The organism is Alloalcanivorax xenomutans (assembly GCF_032810065.1).
Taxonomy (GTDB): Bacteria; Pseudomonadota; Gammaproteobacteria; order Pseudomonadales; family Alcanivoracaceae; genus Alloalcanivorax; species Alloalcanivorax xenomutans.
Genome location: NZ_CP136538.1, coordinates 1,015,641 through 1,032,012, shown reverse-complemented (window position 1 = coordinate 1,032,012; position 16,372 = coordinate 1,015,641). Strand labels below are relative to the sequence as shown.

At 62.0% G+C, this 16,372-nt stretch carries 15 protein-coding genes and 1 tRNA gene; 11 read left to right on the top strand and 5 right to left on the bottom strand.

The annotated features are described in order from the left end of the window. Window positions 1–31 precede the first annotated feature (31 nt). The gene (locus tag RYH70_RS04805; RefSeq protein WP_022994144.1) at window positions 32–1,315 is read left to right on the top strand and encodes a YeaH/YhbH family protein; all 1,284 of its coding nucleotides are present in this window, start codon (window positions 32–34) and stop codon (window positions 1,313–1,315) included. Continuing rightward, on the top strand, window positions 1,315–2,811 hold the full coding sequence (locus RYH70_RS04800) for a SpoVR family protein (RefSeq protein WP_317009857.1): 1,497 nt from the start codon (window positions 1,315–1,317) through the stop codon (window positions 2,809–2,811). Before RYH70_RS04805 ends, RYH70_RS04800 begins: the two co-directional genes overlap by 1 nt. A 216-nt stretch (window positions 2,812–3,027) precedes the next feature. Here the strand turns inward: RYH70_RS04800 and RYH70_RS04795 are convergent, their stop codons facing one another. After that, window positions 3,028–4,008 (bottom strand): NAD(P)H-dependent flavin oxidoreductase, encoded by a 981-nt coding sequence (locus tag RYH70_RS04795; RefSeq protein WP_014993337.1) that lies wholly within the window; start codon window positions 4,006–4,008, stop codon window positions 3,028–3,030. Window positions 4,009–4,362: 354 nt separating this feature from the next. Here RYH70_RS04795 and RYH70_RS04790 point away from each other — a divergent pair, with 354 nt between their 5' ends. The 3 genes from RYH70_RS04790 (at window position 4,363) to RYH70_RS04780 (ending at window position 7,441) form a co-directional block, all read left to right on the top strand. Further along, window positions 4,363–5,607: a multifunctional CCA addition/repair protein gene (locus RYH70_RS04790; protein ID WP_233918404.1), complete on the top strand. Its 1,245-nt coding sequence runs from the start codon at window positions 4,363–4,365 to the stop codon at window positions 5,605–5,607. Further along, window positions 5,592–6,329, top strand: coding sequence for a pteridine reductase (locus tag RYH70_RS04785; protein WP_233918403.1), 738 nt, complete (start codon window positions 5,592–5,594; stop codon window positions 6,327–6,329). Before RYH70_RS04790 ends, RYH70_RS04785 begins: the two co-directional genes overlap by 16 nt. Window positions 6,330–6,550: 221 nt before the next feature. Beyond that, window positions 6,551–7,441, top strand: coding sequence for a hypothetical protein (locus RYH70_RS04780; RefSeq protein ID WP_317009855.1), 891 nt, complete (start codon window positions 6,551–6,553; stop codon window positions 7,439–7,441). On the opposite strand, the gene folK is transcribed toward RYH70_RS04780, so the two are convergent. After that, the gene (folK, locus tag RYH70_RS04775; protein ID WP_317009854.1) at window positions 7,431–7,940 is read right to left on the bottom strand and encodes a 2-amino-4-hydroxy-6-hydroxymethyldihydropteridine diphosphokinase; all 510 of its coding nucleotides are present in this window, start codon (window positions 7,938–7,940) and stop codon (window positions 7,431–7,433) included. The two genes, RYH70_RS04780 and folK, sit on opposite strands and share 11 nt — an antisense overlap. Then, a complete protein-coding gene (folB, locus tag RYH70_RS04770; protein WP_022994150.1) occupies window positions 7,940–8,296 on the bottom strand; it encodes a dihydroneopterin aldolase in 357 nt (118 codons plus the stop codon). The genes folK and folB overlap by 1 nt, the downstream gene beginning before the upstream one ends. Window positions 8,297–8,448: 152 nt before the next feature. On the opposite strand from folB, the gene plsY reads away from it, so the two are divergent. Then, complete coding sequence (gene plsY / locus RYH70_RS04765) at window positions 8,449–9,054, top strand: glycerol-3-phosphate 1-O-acyltransferase PlsY (RefSeq protein WP_022994151.1); 606 nt, start codon at window positions 8,449–8,451, stop codon at window positions 9,052–9,054. Between the two features lie 87 nt (window positions 9,055–9,141). Here plsY and tsaD read toward each other — a convergent pair whose 3' ends face one another. Next, window positions 9,142–10,179: a tRNA (adenosine(37)-N6)-threonylcarbamoyltransferase complex transferase subunit TsaD gene (gene tsaD / locus RYH70_RS04760; RefSeq protein ID WP_026949733.1), complete on the bottom strand. Its 1,038-nt coding sequence runs from the start codon at window positions 10,177–10,179 to the stop codon at window positions 9,142–9,144. 220 nt (window positions 10,180–10,399) lie between these two features. Here tsaD and rpsU point away from each other — a divergent pair, with 220 nt between their 5' ends. The 5 genes from rpsU to RYH70_RS04735 all read left to right on the top strand — a co-directional run bounded on the left by rpsU (window position 10,400) and on the right by RYH70_RS04735 (window position 15,352). Further along, window positions 10,400–10,615: a 30S ribosomal protein S21 gene (rpsU, locus tag RYH70_RS04755; protein ID WP_014993329.1), complete on the top strand. Its 216-nt coding sequence runs from the start codon at window positions 10,400–10,402 to the stop codon at window positions 10,613–10,615. Window positions 10,616–10,636: 21 nt separating this feature from the next. Next, on the top strand, window positions 10,637–11,086 hold the full coding sequence (locus RYH70_RS04750) for a GatB/YqeY domain-containing protein (RefSeq protein ID WP_022994153.1): 450 nt from the start codon (window positions 10,637–10,639) through the stop codon (window positions 11,084–11,086). A 129-nt stretch (window positions 11,087–11,215) separates the two neighbouring features. After that, window positions 11,216–13,135: a DNA primase gene (gene dnaG, locus RYH70_RS04745; protein WP_022994154.1), complete on the top strand. Its 1,920-nt coding sequence runs from the start codon at window positions 11,216–11,218 to the stop codon at window positions 13,133–13,135. A gap of 94 nt (window positions 13,136–13,229) precedes the next feature. After that, complete coding sequence (gene rpoD / locus RYH70_RS04740) at window positions 13,230–15,119, top strand: RNA polymerase sigma factor RpoD (protein ID WP_022994155.1); 1,890 nt, start codon at window positions 13,230–13,232, stop codon at window positions 15,117–15,119. 156 nt (window positions 15,120–15,275) lie between these two features. Next, window positions 15,276–15,352: transfer RNA gene (locus RYH70_RS04735), tRNA-Ile, on the top strand. 44 nt (window positions 15,353–15,396) lie between these two features. Here the strand turns inward: RYH70_RS04735 and RYH70_RS04730 are convergent. Beyond that, window positions 15,397–16,245, bottom strand: coding sequence for an SDR family oxidoreductase (locus RYH70_RS04730; RefSeq protein ID WP_080530535.1), 849 nt, complete (start codon window positions 16,243–16,245; stop codon window positions 15,397–15,399). Between the last annotated feature and the right edge of the window lie 127 nt (window positions 16,246–16,372).

Below are 16,372 nucleotides of genomic sequence, written 5' to 3'. Positions count from 1 at the left end.
ACCGCCCTATCGGCCGAGACTGGAGAGCCCAATGAGCTATATCATCGACCGGCGTCTCAACGGCAAGCATAAGAGCGCAGTCAACCGGCAACGGTTCCTGCAGCGCTACCGGCGACATATTCGTGAAGCGGTCAATGACGCCGTGGGCAAGCGCTCCATCAAGGAAATGGAACAAGGCGAGCGCATTGTCATTCCCCGCAAGGATATTTCCGAGCCCATCTTCCACCACGGCCCCGGAGGCCAACGCAATATCGTCCACCCGGGCAACCGGGAGTTTCAGCAGGGCGACCGCATCAAACGACCCAGCGGCGGTGGCGGCCAGGGCAGTGGCTCCGGTCAGGCCAGCGACAGTGGCGAAGGCGAGGATGATTTCGCCTTTGAAATCGATCCGCAGGAGTTTCTGAACTTCCTGTTCGAGGACCTGGCGTTACCCAATCTGGTCAAACGCCACCTGGAGGGCACCCGCACCTTCCAGATCCGCCATGGCGGTATCGTCAGCCATGGCATACCCGCCAAGATCAATATCGTCCGTTCCATGCGCCAGGCGTCCATGCGCCGACGCGCGCTGACGGCGGCCAGCCGGCGCAAACTGCGCGAATTGGAGGAGGAACGGGAGGCCTTGCTGCAGCAGGATCAATCCCCTCAGCGCCAGGCCCGCCTGGCGGAACTGGACGAGCACATTGAGCGCCTGCGCCGGCGTATCGACCGGATCCCGTTTATCGATACCGTGGATCTGCGCTACAACCACCATATCAAGGTCCCGGTGCCGGTGAGCCGGGCGGTGATGTTCTGCATCATGGATGTTTCCGGTTCCATGAATCAGGATATGAAGGACCTGGCGAAGCGTTTCTTCCTGTTGCTTTATTTATTCCTGCAGCGCAATTACCAGCACACCGAGGTCGTCTTCATACGCCACCACACCAGCGCCAAGGAGGTGGATGAAGAGGAATTCTTCTACTCCCGGGAAACCGGCGGCACCATCGTCTCCAGCGCCTTGAAGCTGACCCGGGATATCATCAAGGAACGTTACCCGGTGGAGGAATGGAACATCTACGGTGCCCAGGCCTCGGACGGCGATAACTGGAACGACGACTCCCCCGGCTGCGCCGAGTTGCTGGAGAAGGAATTGCTGCCCCGCATGCAGCATTTTTCCTACGTGGAAGTCATGCCCCGCGCTCACCAGGCACTCTGGGACCAGTACGAGGGCATCATGGACCGGCACCCGGATGTCTTCTCCATGGCGCAGATCGACGACCCGGCGGATATTTACCCGGTTTTCCGCCAGCTTTTCCATAAACGCATGGAGGCCGCCTGATGCTGTTGTCCACCGGCTCCGACTGGGACTTCAACCTGCTTGCCCGCTATGACGAGGCGATCTCCGAGCTGGCGCACGGCAAGTATGCTCTGGACACCTACCCCAACCAGATCGAGGTCATTTCCTCGGAACAAATGATGGACGCCTATTCTTCCGTGGGCATGCCGGTGGGCTACCATCACTGGTCCTTCGGCAAACAATTCGTGGAGGTGGAAAACCGCTATCGTCGCGGGCAAATGGGGCTCGCTTACGAGATCGTGATCAACTCCAACCCCTGTATCGCTTACTTGATGGAGGAGAACACCATCACCATGCAGGCACTGGTGATCGCTCATGCCTGTTATGGTCATAACTCCTTTTTCAAGGGCAACTACCTGTTCAAGTCCTGGACCGACGCTTCGGCGATCATCGATTATCTGGTGTTCGCCCGTAAATACATCGCCGAATGCGAGCAACGCCATGGCGTCAACGCGGTGGAGGATATCCTGGATTCCTGCCATGCCTTGATGAACTACGGCGTGGATCGTTATAAACGCCCGACGCCGATTTCCGCCCAGGAGGAGCGGCGGCGACTGCGCGAACGGGAAGCAGCTTTGCAGCAGCAGGTCTCCGAGCTGTGGCGGACTTTTCCTGATCTGCAGCCCGCGGCTCAAAGGCGCGAAAGGAACGAGCGCTTTCCCCCGGAGCCCCAGGAAAACATTCTCTACTTCATTGAAAAGAACGCACCGCTGCTGGAACCCTGGCAGCGGGAGGTCATCCGCATCGTGCGCAAGATGGCCCAGTACTTTTATCCGCAGCGTCAAACCAAGGTCATGAATGAGGGTTGGGCCACTTTCTGGCACTACACCCTGCTCAATGATCTCTATGATCAGAAACAGGTCACCGACGGCTTCATGCTGGAATTCCTGCACAACCACAGCCAGGTGGTCTATCAGCCGCCTTTCGATTCCCAGTACTACTCCGGCATCAATCCCTACGCGCTGGGCTTCGCCATGTTCCGCGACCTGCGGCGCATTTGTGAGAATCCGGAGGATGAGGACCGTTACTGGTTCCCCGACATCGCCGGCAGCGACTGGGTGGCGACACTCAAGTTCGCCATGGAGAGCTTCAAGGATGAGAGCTTTATCCAACAGTTCCTGTCCCCGCGCCTGATCCGGGAATTCAAACTGTTCAGCCTGTTGGATGATACCGAGAAGGAATACATCGAAATCAACGCCATCCACGATGAGCGCGGCTATCAAAAGGTGCGCAACAAACTGGCCGAGCAATACAACCTGAGCATCCAGGAACCGAATATCCAGGTTTACGAGGCCAATGTGCGCGGAGACCGGTCGCTGGTACTACAGCACGTCCGCCAGCACCACCGCCCCCTGGACGAAAGCAGCAGCCGGGAAGTGCTCAAGCACCTGCATCGATTGTGGGGATTCGACGTGCACCTGGACAGCTTGGACAACGGCACGGTCGTTGAGCGTCAGTCAATTCAGGGTGGGCAATAAATATCGGTTCGTCGCGGAATAACGAAAACAGTCTCTCCATCGAAGCGCGGGTCTGTACGAAGGCCTTCCGGGAACGCCGTAAATACATCCCTGTAGGCTCCCGGTTTGACGTCCCTGTCAAACAGGGTCCCGGATGACCTCCATACAGACCCGCTTCGAGTGAATCGCCGCGTTCCGGGTTGCAACAACGACGAACCTTTCCGGAGACGGGATCAATCAGCCTGCCAGCAGATTGTTCAGGCGATTGCGAATGGTCTCGGTGCATTCGCTCATGATCTCCTGCACCAGCTCATCGCAGGAGGGGATGCTGTGGATCAACCCCTGCACAATGCCGCTGGTCCAGATACCGTAATCCACGTCACCTTCGGTCAGCGACACCTTGCCGCGAGTACCGGCGACCATGTCGCGGATCAGTTCGAACTTCATATCCTTGCCGGCTTCACGTTCGATCTCATTGACCTTCTCCGCCACCTTGTTCTTGTAAACCCGGGCGGTGTTGCGCAGCGGACGGTACACCAGCGCGGTATCCAGTTCACTGGCTTCGACGATGGCCTTCTTGATGTTCTCGTGAATCGGCGCTTCCTTGGTGGCCATGAAGCGGGTGCCCATGTTGATGCCCTCCGCGCCCAGCGCCAGGCAAGCCGCCATCTGCGTGCCGGTACCGATACCACCGGAGGCAATCATCGGGATATCCAGCACCTTGGCCGCCGCCGGCAACAGCACCAGGTTGGGCACATCGTCCTCACCGGGGTGGCCGGCGCATTCGAAACCGTCCACGGATACCGCGGAACAACCGAGTTTCTGCGCTTTCAGGGCATGCCGCACGGAAGTGCACTTGTGGATCACGCTGACGCCGTTCTCATTGAACTGAGCCATGAAGGGCTCCGGGCTGCGGCCAGCGGTTTCCACCACTTTGATGCCGGCCTCAATGATCACTCGCACGTATTCCTCATAGGGAACCGGCTTGATGGTCGGCAGCAGGGTCAGGTTGACGCCGAACGGCTTGTCGGTCATCTCCTTGCAACGGCGGATTTCCTTGTCCAGGTCTTCCGGGGTCGGCTGAGTCAGGCCGGTGATAATGCCGAGAGCACCCGCGTTGGAAACGGCGGAAGCCAGCTCCGCATAACCAACATTCTGCATACCCCCTTGAACAATGGGGTACTCGATGCCCAGCATCTCGGTAATACGTGTTTTCATGAAACTATCTCTCCCGTTGAGCCAGGGGCGGTCGGACAAAGCATCGGCCGGTGACGCCGTGATGACGGATGGCACGCTGGTGTCCACATGCCCGAATCAGGCAATGATCCGAATCAAATAACGACGAAGCACTAAACCATGGCCCCAGGCCCGGTTCAATGGTGATAAACGCCATGTAGATTGTCATTTCCCTTCATCGCCGGTCAGATTGGCAACCCAGGATCAGAGCAGGGACGCCCGCAGACCAGAAAATAACCGTTCGCGTCGATTTCGACCGCATTCCTTGCCCCGGCGGTTTTCCGGCCAGACCAGACATGACATTCTAATGTTTACCTGGAAGCGATAGCGAACATGATGGATATCTATCTTGTCGGCGGTGCGGTCCGCGACGAATTGCTCGGACTGCCGGTCAAGGAGAAAGATTGGGTGGTGGTGGGTGGCACCCCCGATACTCTTTTGGCACAAGGCTACAAACCCGTGGGTAATGACTTCCCGGTGTTCCTGCATCCGCGGACCGGCGAGGAGTACGCTCTCGCCCGTACAGAGCGCAAGCACGGCCACGGCCACGGCGGTTTTCTCTTCCACACCGCCGAGGATGTGACGCTGGAAGACGACCTGAAACGCCGGGATCTGACCATCAACGCCATGGCCAGGGCTGCTGATGGCCGCTTGATCGACCCCTATAACGGTCAAAACGATCTCAAGGAGCGGCTGCTGCGCCATGTGTCCCCCGCCTTCGCCGAGGACCCGCTGCGGGTTCTGCGGGTGGCCCGTTTCGCCGCCCGCTATCACTGGCTCGGCTTTCGCGTGGCCCGCGAGACCATGGATCTGATGACCGACATCGTGCTGGCGGGCGAGCTGCAGCATCTCAGTCCGGAACGGGTCTGGAAGGAAACCAGCCGGGCACTGATGGAACGCTCACCGCAAACGTTCTTCCGCATCCTGCATGAATGCGGCGCGCTGGCGGAATTATTCCCGGAACTGGCCAACCTGGATGGCATCCCCCAGTCTCCGGACCATCATCCCACCGTGGATGTGCTTACCCATCAATGGCGCTGCCTGGCCCAGGCAGCTCGGCAGAATCTGTCCCTGACCGCTCGCTACGCCCTGCTCTGCCATGATCTCGGCAAGGCCAGTACTCCGCCGGACCGCTGGCCGCGCCATCAAAATTACGAAAGACAGAGCGAAACGCTGGCACTGGAGATGTCCAAGCGGTTGCGGGTTCCCAGGGAAATGGCGGACGCCGCCGCCGTCATGGCGCGCTGGCAGAACCGTGGACGTCGCGTCCTCAAGTTGCGCCCGCCGCGAGTGTGGGAAGTCCTGCACGCCCTGGATGTGATCCGCCGGCCGCGCCGGTTGCGCTTCTTCGTTGACGCCTGCGAAGCCGATTACCGCACCTGCCAGGCCGATCCCAAAGCCCCCTTTCCGCAAGGCGAATTCCTGCTCGGCGTCGCTGAAGTGGTCCGCACCGTGGATGTGGCGGGGCTGCGCCAGGCCGGCCTGTCCGGCCCGGCGCTCGGCCGCGCCCTGGAAAGCAAACGCATTCGCGCCATCCGTCTTTACCGACAGGAGTTCGTGGAAAAATGGCCGCTCCCGTAGCCCTGGTCACCGGTGCCGCGCGCCGCATCGGCGCCCGCATTGCCCGTCGCCTGCACCAATCGGGCCACGATGTGATCATTCATTACCACCACAGCGAAGAACAAGCGCGAACCCTGGTGGACGACCTTAACCGGCAGCGTGCCGACAGCGCGGCTTGCCTGTACGCGGACCTGGTGGTGCCCGACCAGGTGCGGCAACTGGCCGCCGAGGCACTGGCTCTGAAGCCCGGCCTGCGGTTGCTGGTGAACAACGCCTCCCGGTTCTATCGCACGCCTTTGCATCAGGCCAGCGATGAGGACTGGGATCAACTGATGCACAGCAACCTGCGGGCGCCGTTTCTGCTCAGCCAGGCACTGGCCGCGACCCTGAAACAGCATCACGGCGCCATCGTTAATCTGGTGGATGTTTATGCCGAGAAGCCACTGCGAGAGCATCCGCTGTACTGCATGGCCAAGGCCGGACTGGCAATGATGACCCGCAGTCTGGCCCGGGAACTCGGCCCTGAAGTACGCGTCAACGGCGTGGCGCCCGGGCCAATATTGTGGCCAGAACAAGGCCAGGAATCCCAACAGGTGATTCTCGACGCCTTACCGCTGGGCCGCGCCGGCGACCCGGATGACATCGCCAACACGGTGGCCTGGCTCGCCGATCACGCCCCCTACATCACCGGGCAGATCATCGCCGTGGATGGCGGCCGTTCCCAATCCTTCCCCGGCGCTTGAGAAGCGGCGCCACGGGGATTGGCACGACCGTCCTTTGCCGCTATGGTTGATACCAAGACCGCATCGACGAAGGCCATGGGAGGCTGCTCGTCACAACATCAACAACGATGACGGTCGATCCTGTCGACTCAGGGATGGAGTCTAGCGTGAGCCAACCGGCTTAACTTTCCCGTCCCGAACGGAGCCGACTGACGCTTCTTTTTCGGTTTAGGGATATTGTCATGTCACTCTTCAATACCGGTTTCTCCCATGCACGGAGACTCACCCCCGTCTTGCTCGCCACGGCTCTTGCCGCCTGTGGTGGCGGTGGTGGTTCCTCCGGCTCGGGGGGCGGCGGCCAGGTGCCGTTTCTGACCATTGACGAGAACAACGCCGGCCCGTTGCTTTATTTGACGCTGCAAGGCAGCGAGGCATTCACTTTGCCACAGAGATTCGCAACGATTTTGTTCACTATGGAGGGGGAGTGCGGGAGCGGCTCCATCAGTGTCGCTGAAGGCCCCAATGGCCCGACCAGTGCCACCGCAAGCAACTGCGAGCTAACTGATGCCGGCACTCCGATCATCCTGGATGGAACCGTGAACTACGACTACGATGGCGGCGACATAGTGGAGGTGGAGACATCCGCCTTCAACGTGAGGATCGATGACCCACTGGGAGCCGATATCCTGATCGGCGGCGACTTCGACTATGATTTTTCAAACGGGGACCTGGATCGTTTCACCGATACGGATCTGCAAATCGACGTTCGAGGCCCCACGGAAGATGGCCAAGGCGAGTACCGGATCAATTGGCTGGTGGACAATCTGACAACCACTCAGGACTATTCCGACCCAGCCGTCATCACGTCCACCATTGAAGGCACCCTGCTGGTGGATGGCGGTGCCGAGCGTGTCAGCATCACCACCAATCAGCCCATCATACAGAGCACCGACGGGAGCGACTGCCCAAGTTCCGGCGATGTGCGGTTGCGCGGCGCCAATAACACTCACGCTGAAGTTAAGTTCATCGATGCGAACAGCATCACCGTGACCATCAACGGCAATGCCGAACCTTACACCTGCGAGCAGTTCGGCGACTATATGACCGAAGCGGAAAACACCTTTATCGAGTAGCTTCGCCATCAGGCCAGCGGAACGGCACTTGCCAGAGCCGCTGTCCCTTGAAGTCGGTTTCCGCCAGCAACTCCCGGTAGCGGCGCCCATTCCCCGGGTGCCGCGTCTCCGGCGCCAGATCCGCCAGCGGACGCAGTACGAAAGCGTGCTTCAGAATTTCCCCGCGCGGCAGCTTGACGCCATCCATCTCGCCAACCGCATCGTCGTAAGTGAGGATGTCGATATCCAGGGTGCGGCTGGCGAACTTCTTCTCGCCGCGAACCCGGCCGTGACCGCGCTCGATATCATGCAGCGCCCCGGCCAGTTCCCCCACTGACAGCTCCGTATGCAAAGCCACCACCAAATTGAAGAACGGGCTGCCCTTGAAGCCCACTGCCTCGCTTTCATACACCGGGCTCAGCCTCAGCTCACCGAACCGCTCCGCCAACGCATCGAGACCGGAATGAATATTGTGTTGCCGGTCGATGTTGGAGCCGAGACTGAGAAACACCTCCGCCATCAGGAACGCTCCCCGCGCTCGATGATCACGCCAACGTCACGGGCACCGCGCAGGGCACCGGGTTTGCTCAGCCGCAATCGCAGCCAGGGCACGTTGAACTCCTCCAATACCAGCGCCGCCACCCGTTCCGCCAGGGTTTCCACCAGCTGGAATTCACTCTCCTCGATAAAGGCGATCAGGCGCTTGCTGATACTTTTGTAGTCCAGGGCATCGTCGATGTGGTCGGTGGCGGCGCCCTTGCTGATATCCGCGGCCATCTCCAGATCCAGGCTGACGGTCTGACGGATACGCCGCTCCCAGTCGAAAATGCCGATCACCGTATCGACTTTCAAATCATTGATATAAACGATGTCCATGCTGTTCCTCGGTCCGGCCGCGCGCGGGCCTGATACGCGGTTAGGTTTGGCCGCGCCACTCCCGGGAGCCTGAACCCGGGGTGACGCGCGACAAGCGGCTTGTGTGTACAATGTCCAGCCTGTTGATTCGGGGATTATAGCCGGTGGTTGCCATGGCATTACAGGAAAGCTGGGGTTGGTTGCTGTCTTTATGCGCGGTGGCGTATCTGCTGGGCTCGATTTCCAGCGCCATCCTGGTCTGCCGTTTGTTCGGCCATCCGGACCCCCGCACCCAGGGTTCCAGCAATCCCGGCGCCACCAATGTGCTGCGCATCGCCGGCAAACCGGCGGCGGCGCTGACCCTGCTCGGCGATGTGCTCAAAGGCGTGCTGCCCGTCCTGGCGGCGACGGCCCTGGGGCTCTCCCCATTTGCCGTGGCACTGGTCGGTTTCTGCGCCTTCCTCGGCCACTTGTTCCCGGTGTTCTTCCAATTCAAGGGCGGCAAGGGCGTGGCCACCGCCTTTGGCGTGCTGTTTCCGCTGCACTGGCCCAGCGGCCTGGTGGCCGGCGCGGTGTGGCTGGTGGTATTCGGGATGCTGCGCATTTCCTCGGTGGCGTCGCTGAGCGCCTTCGTCGCGGCCCCCATCTGCCTGTGGTTCTGGCTGCCCGGCGCCGCGCTGCCGATGGCAGCCCTGACCCTGATCATGATCGTGCGCCACCGCGCCAACCTGACCAAACTGCTACGCGGCGAGGAACTGGGGTTCAGGAAGAAGGGTTAGGGGGGTACCGGTTAGCGGGCTCAATTCGCTTGCAGGCAAGCTCCTACAGCGGCTCCGTAGTCCGGGACCGGGATGTAGCTATCGGGCTCAGCGGACAGGCACCCGCGCCAGTTCCGCCAGCGGCCAACGCGCCCGCACGCTCACGCCCAGCCCCTCCTGACGCTCGCCGGCGGCCAGCCGCAAAGCCCCCGCGTAAGCAATCATGGCACCGTTATCCGTGCAATACGCCAGCCCGGGGTAATACACCTTCACCCCCAGCTTGCCCATGGCCCGCGCCAGCCGCTCGCGCAACATGCCATTGGCACTGACGCCACCGGCCACCACCAGGCGCTTGGCGCCCGTGGCCTGCATGGCCCGGCGGCACTTGATCACCAGGGTGTCCACCACCGCTTCCTGGAACGCCAGGGCCACATCGGCGCGGTCCTGGTCATTCAGCGCGGTGGCGCCCCCCAGATCGTGAATGGTGTTGAGCGTGAAGGTCTTGAGGCCGGAGAAGCTCATATCCAGGCCGGGCCGATCGGTCATCGGCCGGGGAAAACGAAAGCGCCCCGCCCGTCCCTGCTCCGCCAGACGGCTGATCGCCGGACCGCCGGGGTAACCCAGCCCCATCATCTTCGCCGCCTTGTCGAAGGCTTCACCGGCCGCGTCATCCACGGATTCGCCCAGAGGGACGTATTCGCCCAGGGCGCGGGCTTCCAGCAGCAGTGAGTGCCCACCACTGACCAGCAGCGCGACAAAAGGAAACTCCGGGGCGTCGTCTTCCAGCAGCGGCGCCAGCAGGTGCCCTTCCATATGGTGTACCGGTAACGCCGGCACGCCCCAGCCGTAGGCCAGAGCGCGAGCCACGCCGGCGCCCACCAGCAGGGCCCCGGCCAGCCCCGGCCCGGCGGTGTAGGCGACGCCGTCCAATTCCCGGGCGCCAATGCCGGCGTCGGACAGGACCTGGCGCAGCAGCGGCAACAAGCGCCGTACATGGTCGCGGCTGGCCAACTCCGGCACCACACCGCCATAGACCGCGTGCATGTCGATCTGACTGAACAGGGCCTGGCTCAACAGGCCCCGTTCGGTGTCGTACACGGCCACGCCGGTCTCGTCGCAACTGGTTTCGATGCCCAAAACGCGCATTTAGCCACCTCAAAAAGCGGAATCCGGCCAGCGGCGCACCCGCTGGCAAGGGCCGGCATGATAGCCCGGCGCGCCGCCATTTGCATTTACCTGCCGGTCACGGGTAGAATTCGCGCCCTGCCGCCTGGGTGGCCGTCCCCATGACGTTTGCCCCCGAGGGACCACCTGAGCCCGTGGCGGAACCCACACAACTCAACACTTTTTAGGTAGGTGATACTTCATGCCTCAGGTGAAAGTAAAAGAAGGCGAACCCTTCGACGTGGCCCTGCGCCGCTTCAAGCGCTCCTGTGAAAAAGCCGGTGTTCTGTCCGAAGTCCGCCGTCGCGAGAACTACGAGAAGCCGACTCAGGAACGCAAGCGTAAGCGCGCTGCCGCGGTCAAGCGTCACCTGAAGAAGCTGCAACGCGAGCAGCTCGCCCGTAAGCGTCTGTACTAAGACCGTTTCCGGTCTTTGACCATGAGCGCGATCAAAGCACAGCTCGCCGACGCCACCAAAGACGCCATGCGCGCCAAAGACAAGGCGCGCCTGGGTGTTCTGCGTATGGCCATGGCGGCGCTGAAGCAAATCGAGGTGGACGAGCGCATCGAAGTGGATGACGCCCGCGCCCTCGCCGTGCTCGATAAACTGGTCAAGCAGCGCAAGGATTCCGCCGGTCAGTACCGTGACGCCAACCGTCCGGAACTGGCCGAGGTGGAAGAAGCGGAAATTCTGATCCTCCAGGAATTCCTGCCCCAGCCCCTGAACGATGCCGAAATCGAGGCGTTGATCGACGAGGCCATCACCAGCACCGGCGCCGCCGGCATGGGTGATATGGGCAAGGTCATGGGCTTGCTCAAGCCCAAACTGCAGGGCCGGGCCGATATCGGCGCGGTCAGCGGCAAGGTCAAAGCCAGGCTCACTGGCTGATTCCGGACCCGGCACGCGGTTCCCGCCCATCCCCGGCGGCGCCCCCATCAGCCGTTGAGTGCCGGCCTCCACCACTCTCTCATTAGCCGGACTTGCCATCAGCCCGGGTGAGTCGGAATATTGCTTCCCATGGCCGGTTTGATTCCCGAACATTTTATTCAGGATCTTCTCGCGCGAATCGATATCGTGCCGCTGATCGACGCCCGTGTGCCGCTGAAGAAGACCGGACGCAACTATTCCGCGTGCTGCCCGTTCCACCAGGAGAAGACGCCGTCGTTCACGGTGTCCCCGGACAAGCAATTCTATTACTGCTTCGGCTGTGGCGCTTCCGGCGATGCGCTGCGCTTCGTCATGGAGTACGACCACCTCTCCTTCCCCGAGGCGGTGGAGCAACTGGCCGGCCGCGCCGGTGTCGACATCCCGCGCGAGGAGCATCACGACAGTCGTGAGGAGAAAGCACGCCGGAGCCGGTTGCAAACCCTGTACGATTTGCTCGCACGGGCGGAGCGCTACTACCGTCAGCAATTAAAAAGCGCCCCGGATCGGCAAAAAGCAGTGGCTTACCTGAAAGGCCGGGGACTCAGCGGCGAGATCGCCGCCCAATACGGTCTGGGCTTCGCCCCGCCCGGCTTTGACAATCTGATGACCGGGCTGTCGCTGGACCAGGCCGGGCTGGAGCAAGCCCTCACTGCCGGCCTGTTGGTGCGGCGCGAGGACACCGGCCGGGTTTACGACAAGTTCCGTGACCGGATCCAGTTCCCGATCCGGGACGCCCGCGGTCGCACCATCGGTTTCGGCGGCCGGGTGCTCGGCGACGGCAAACCCAAATACCTGAACAGCCCGGAAACCCCGGTGTTCCACAAAGGCCGGGAACTGTACGGGCTATGGGAATGGCGCCGCAGCCGCGACCGCAGTGATCGTCTTTACGTGGTGGAGGGTTACATGGATGTGATCGCCCTGGCTCAGCACGGGGTGCCCAACGTGGTGGCGACCCTCGGCACCGCCACCAGCCCGGAGCACTGCCAGACCCTGTTCCGGCAAGTGAACGAGGTGGTGTTCTGTTTCGACGGTGACAACGCCGGCAGACGCGCCGCCTGGCGGGCTCTGGAATCCGCCCTGCCGTCCCTGGACGACGGCAAGCAGGCGCGCTTCCTGTTCCTGCCCGACGGCGAGGACCCGGACACCCTGGTGCGTGCCCAGGGGCCGGAAACCCTGCTGGCGCTCACCGAAAAGGCGGACACCCTGTCCAGCTATCTGTTCCGGCACCTGTCCGAGGGGCTGGACCTCAACACCGTGGACGGCCGGGCGCGGCTGGCGCGGCTGGCGCTCCCTTACCTGAGCAAGCCCTCGGGGCCGTTCTACCGGGTGCTGCTGGAGGAGGAACTGGCGCGGCTGACACGGCTGGAACGCTCCTCTCTGGAGCGGCTGCGCCAGGAAGCGCCGGCGGAACCCGCGCCCCGGCCAGCCCCGGCATCCAGGCCGGCGGCACCGCCGCAGCGGGCCGTCCGCCATACCGACCATGCGGAGCAACCGGATTGGGACGACGCACCGCCTCCGGACTTCCCGCCGGCCATGGCGGATGAACCGGACCCTGTCCCGGACCGCCCGCGGTTGGGATCGCGCGCGCGCCAGCCCGGCCTGGGCCTGGTGGAACGGCTGGTCCTGCTGCTGCTCTCCCACCCCCAGGTGGTGCGCGACCGCCCTCTTCCCGAAGGGGTCGAGGAACTGGATCTGGCGCGGGTCGATCTGCTGCTGCAGGTGGCCGGCGCGGTACGCGAGCACGCCACCCCGGCGGCGGCGCTGGGCGCCATCATGGCACTGGAACAAGGCGAGTCCCTGTCCCGTCTGCTGCGTGAGGCGCTGAAGCCAACCATGGATGACGATACCGCGCGGCGGTACTGGGACGATGCCCTGCATCGCCTGCATACTCTTGCATTGGAACAGACTTTGAAAACCGAGGAAGCCCGCCCCAATCCAGACCTGGCGCGGCTTTCAGAGCTTCACCGCGCACTCGCCAGAGCGCGTGCCGGACACCAGGCTGAACCATAGCGGGGGTCTTGTGATTACTGGCTCAACCCCCCATATCAGCGTATAATACGCCGTTTTCCCAGGACCACGGCTCTTCCAACTACGGGCATTTCGCATGACGACTCAAAAGCAGCAACAGCAGTCACAGCTGAAGCAGTTGATCGCGCTGGGCAAGGAACAGGGCTACCTGACCTACGCCGAAGTGAACGACCACCTGCCCGAGTCCATCACCGACACGGACCAGGTGGAAGACATCATCCAGATGATCAACGACATGGGCATCACCGTGGTGGAAAAAGCCACCGATGCCGATGAGATCATGATGGGTGAAGGCGCCGACAGCACCGACGAGGTTGCTGCCGAGGAAGCCGCCGCCGTACTCGCCTCCGTGGAGAGCGAGCCGGGCCGCACCACTGATCCCGTGCGGATGTACATGCGCGAAATGGGCACCGTGGAGCTGCTCACCCGGGAAGGCGAAATCGAGATCGCCAAGCGCATCGAGGAAGGCACCCGTGAAGTCATGCATGCCCTGGCCTTCTGGCCCGGCGCGGTGGAGATGGTGCTGGATGAATATGACCGTATCCTGTCCGAGGAGCGCAAGCTGACCGACGTGATCGCCGGTTACCTGGATCCGGACGACGACGGCGCCGCCGCCACCAACGCCAACAAAGAGCCGCGCTTCAACCAGAAGAAGCAGGCCGAGGCCGCGGAAAAGGATAAGGACGACGACGAAGACGACGACAGCACCGACAGCGACGACGACGGCGAAGAGGATGAAGGCGGCCTGGATCCGGCTCTGGCGGCGGAACGTTTCGGCGAACTGAAGAAGCGCTACGAAAAAGCTGAACGGGCGCTCAAGCGCAACGGCCGCGACCACGCCAGCAGCGCCAAGGCGCTGGAAGCGCTGGCCGAGCACTTCACCCTGTTCAAGCTGGTACCGCGCATCTACGACCAGCTGCTGCAAGGCGCCCGTACTCACCTGGATATCGTGCGCAAGTTCGAGCGCCAGATCATGGCGCTGGCGATCCGCCGTGCCGGCGTGCCGCGCAAGGATTTCGTACAGCAATTCCCGGGTAACGAGACCAACCTGGAGTGGGTCGCCGCCCACGCCAAGACCAAAAAGGCCAAGGACTACTCCGAGCGCCTGCTGGCGGTGGCGGAAGACATTCAGCGCAACCAGCGCAAGATCATCACCGTGGAAGAAGTCATCGGCCTGCCGGTGGCGGACATCAAGGAAATCAACCGCCGCATTTCCATCGGCGAAGCCAAGGCCCGCCGCGCCAAGAAGGAAATGGTCGAAGCCAACCTGCGGTTGGTGATCTCCATCGCCAAGAAGTACACCAACCGTGGCCTGCAGTTCCTGGATCTGATCCAGGAAGGCAACATCGGCCTGATGAAGGCGGTGGACAAGTTCGAATACCGCCGCGGCTACAAGTTCTCCACCTACGCCACCTGGTGGATCCGGCAGGCCATCACCCGCTCCATCGCGGACCAGGCGCGCACCATCCGTATCCCGGTGCACATGATAGAGACGATCAACAAGATCAATCGGGTACAGCGCCAGATGCTGCAGGAAATGGGCCGCGAGCCGACTCCGGAAGAACTGGGCCAACGCCTGGAAATGCCGGAAGACAAGGTGCGCAAGGTGCTGAAGATCGCCAAGGAGCCGATCTCCATGGAAACCCCGATCGGCGACGACGAGGATTCCAGCCTGGGCGATTTCATCGAGGACGGCAACGTGGACTCCCCGGTGGATTCCGCCACCTCCCTGGGTCTGGAGGAAGCCACCCGGGAAGTGCTGGCCAACCTCACCGCCCGGGAAGCGAAAGTGCTGCGCATGCGTTTCGGCATCGACATGAACACCGACCACACCCTGGAAGAAGTCGGCAAGCAGTTCGACGTTACCCGGGAGCGGATCCGGCAGATCGAAGCCAAGGCCCTGCGCAAGCTGCGCCACCCCTCCCGCAGCGAGCACCTGCGCAGTTTCCTGGACGCGGATATGTAAGTCGTTATATAACTACCGGCCCGGACGGCGAGCGCCATCCGGGCCTTGTTTTTTCGGGGATAAACCAAGACACAAAGAACACCGGCAGCTCGCCACCGAGACCGCCGGCCGGGGCAGGATACCTCCTCCCGCTGTTGCACATCCTCCGAGTTCCAAGGGCCTATAGCTCAATTGGTTAGAGCAGCGGACTCATAATCCGTTGGTTCCAGGTTCAAGTCCTGGTGGGCCCACCATTTGCTCCGCTTATCCCCCTGCACCAAAAAACAAGTTCACCCTTCTAATCTCCACGAGAACGGGCCAGTCGAAAAACCTTCGCACTGAGCAAACGCATGGCCATTTCGTACGGCCATGCCCATTTTCTTTGAAACCAGTAACCGATGCGTACATCCAGGGACGTGAAGATCATATAACGGCCGTGTCGCACGCCCTTGAGAATGGCCGCCGCTGCTCTCGCTGGCGTTACCGCATGGCGCTGGAAGCGCCTTGTCATTGCCTGTATATCCGGGTCATCACGGTCCACACCGACAATGTCGATGGTATTGACCAATCCGGTGTCCACCGCGCCAGGGCACACCAGACTGACGCCAATATTGTGGTGGTCAAGGTCAAAGCGCAGCACCTCGCTGACCCCGCGCAAGCCAAATTTGGTCGCGCTGTAGGCCCCGTGCCAGGGCAGGCCGAACAAGCCGGCAGCAGACGAGACGTTCACAATATGACCGCCCCGCCCGGCGTTGATCATCCCTGGCACGAAGGCACGCAGAACCTGGATCGGTCCCATCAGATTCACCTCCACCAGCCGCCGCCAATGCGCTGATTCCAGACCTTCGATGGTGCCCCAGGTGGAGATCCCGGCGACGTTCATCACCAGGTCAACACTACCCTGAGTGCGGTGGATCTCGTCGGCGAACGCCATCACCGAGGCCTCATCACTGACGTCAAAAGCACGCCCGGCCACCACCTGACCACCTGCCTCCCCAACCAGCCGGATAGTCTCCAGCAAACCGTCCCGGTTAATGTCAGTCAGGCACAGGCGCGCCCCCTCTCCGGCCAAGGCCAGGGCTACGGCCCGCCCAATGCCGCTGCCGGCACCGGTCACCATACAAAGCGTTTCATGGAAGGTTTTCACCGCTGCTCCCGCGTTCGTTCATGATGGATAGATGGTCTCACGCGCGATCCGGCCCAGAGGTAACCAGGACCGCCACGACCAGTATCCATTTCCGCCACGGCGAGGTAAGCGGCTGCATTCGTGACAT

What these genes read in the sequence shown, in the direction of transcription:
- RYH70_RS04805 (WP_022994144.1), top strand. Translation starts at nt 32, where the DNA reads ATGAGCTATATCATCGACCGGCGTCTCAACGGCAAGCATAAGAGCGCA.
- folK (WP_317009854.1), bottom strand. Translation starts at nt 7,940, where the DNA reads ATGGCGGAGGTGTTTCTCAGTCTCGGCTCCAACATCGACCGGCAACAC.
- rpsU (WP_014993329.1), top strand. Translation starts at nt 10,400, where the DNA reads ATGCCTCAGGTGAAAGTAAAAGAAGGCGAACCCTTCGACGTGGCCCTG.
- folB (WP_022994150.1), bottom strand. Translation starts at nt 8,296, where the DNA reads ATGGACATCGTTTATATCAATGATTTGAAAGTCGATACGGTGATCGGC.
- RYH70_RS04785 (WP_233918403.1), top strand. Translation starts at nt 5,592, where the DNA reads ATGGCCGCTCCCGTAGCCCTGGTCACCGGTGCCGCGCGCCGCATCGGC.
- RYH70_RS04780 (WP_317009855.1), top strand. Translation starts at nt 6,551, where the DNA reads ATGTCACTCTTCAATACCGGTTTCTCCCATGCACGGAGACTCACCCCC.
- tsaD (WP_026949733.1), bottom strand. Translation starts at nt 10,179, where the DNA reads ATGCGCGTTTTGGGCATCGAAACCAGTTGCGACGAGACCGGCGTGGCC.
- dnaG (WP_022994154.1), top strand. Translation starts at nt 11,216, where the DNA reads ATGGCCGGTTTGATTCCCGAACATTTTATTCAGGATCTTCTCGCGCGA.
- RYH70_RS04795 (WP_014993337.1), bottom strand. Translation starts at nt 4,008, where the DNA reads ATGAAAACACGTATTACCGAGATGCTGGGCATCGAGTACCCCATTGTT.
- RYH70_RS04750 (WP_022994153.1), top strand. Translation starts at nt 10,637, where the DNA reads ATGAGCGCGATCAAAGCACAGCTCGCCGACGCCACCAAAGACGCCATG.
- plsY (WP_022994151.1), top strand. Translation starts at nt 8,449, where the DNA reads ATGGCATTACAGGAAAGCTGGGGTTGGTTGCTGTCTTTATGCGCGGTG.
- rpoD (WP_022994155.1), top strand. Translation starts at nt 13,230, where the DNA reads ATGACGACTCAAAAGCAGCAACAGCAGTCACAGCTGAAGCAGTTGATC.
- RYH70_RS04790 (WP_233918404.1), top strand. Translation starts at nt 4,363, where the DNA reads ATGGATATCTATCTTGTCGGCGGTGCGGTCCGCGACGAATTGCTCGGA.
- RYH70_RS04800 (WP_317009857.1), top strand. Translation starts at nt 1,315, where the DNA reads ATGCTGTTGTCCACCGGCTCCGACTGGGACTTCAACCTGCTTGCCCGC.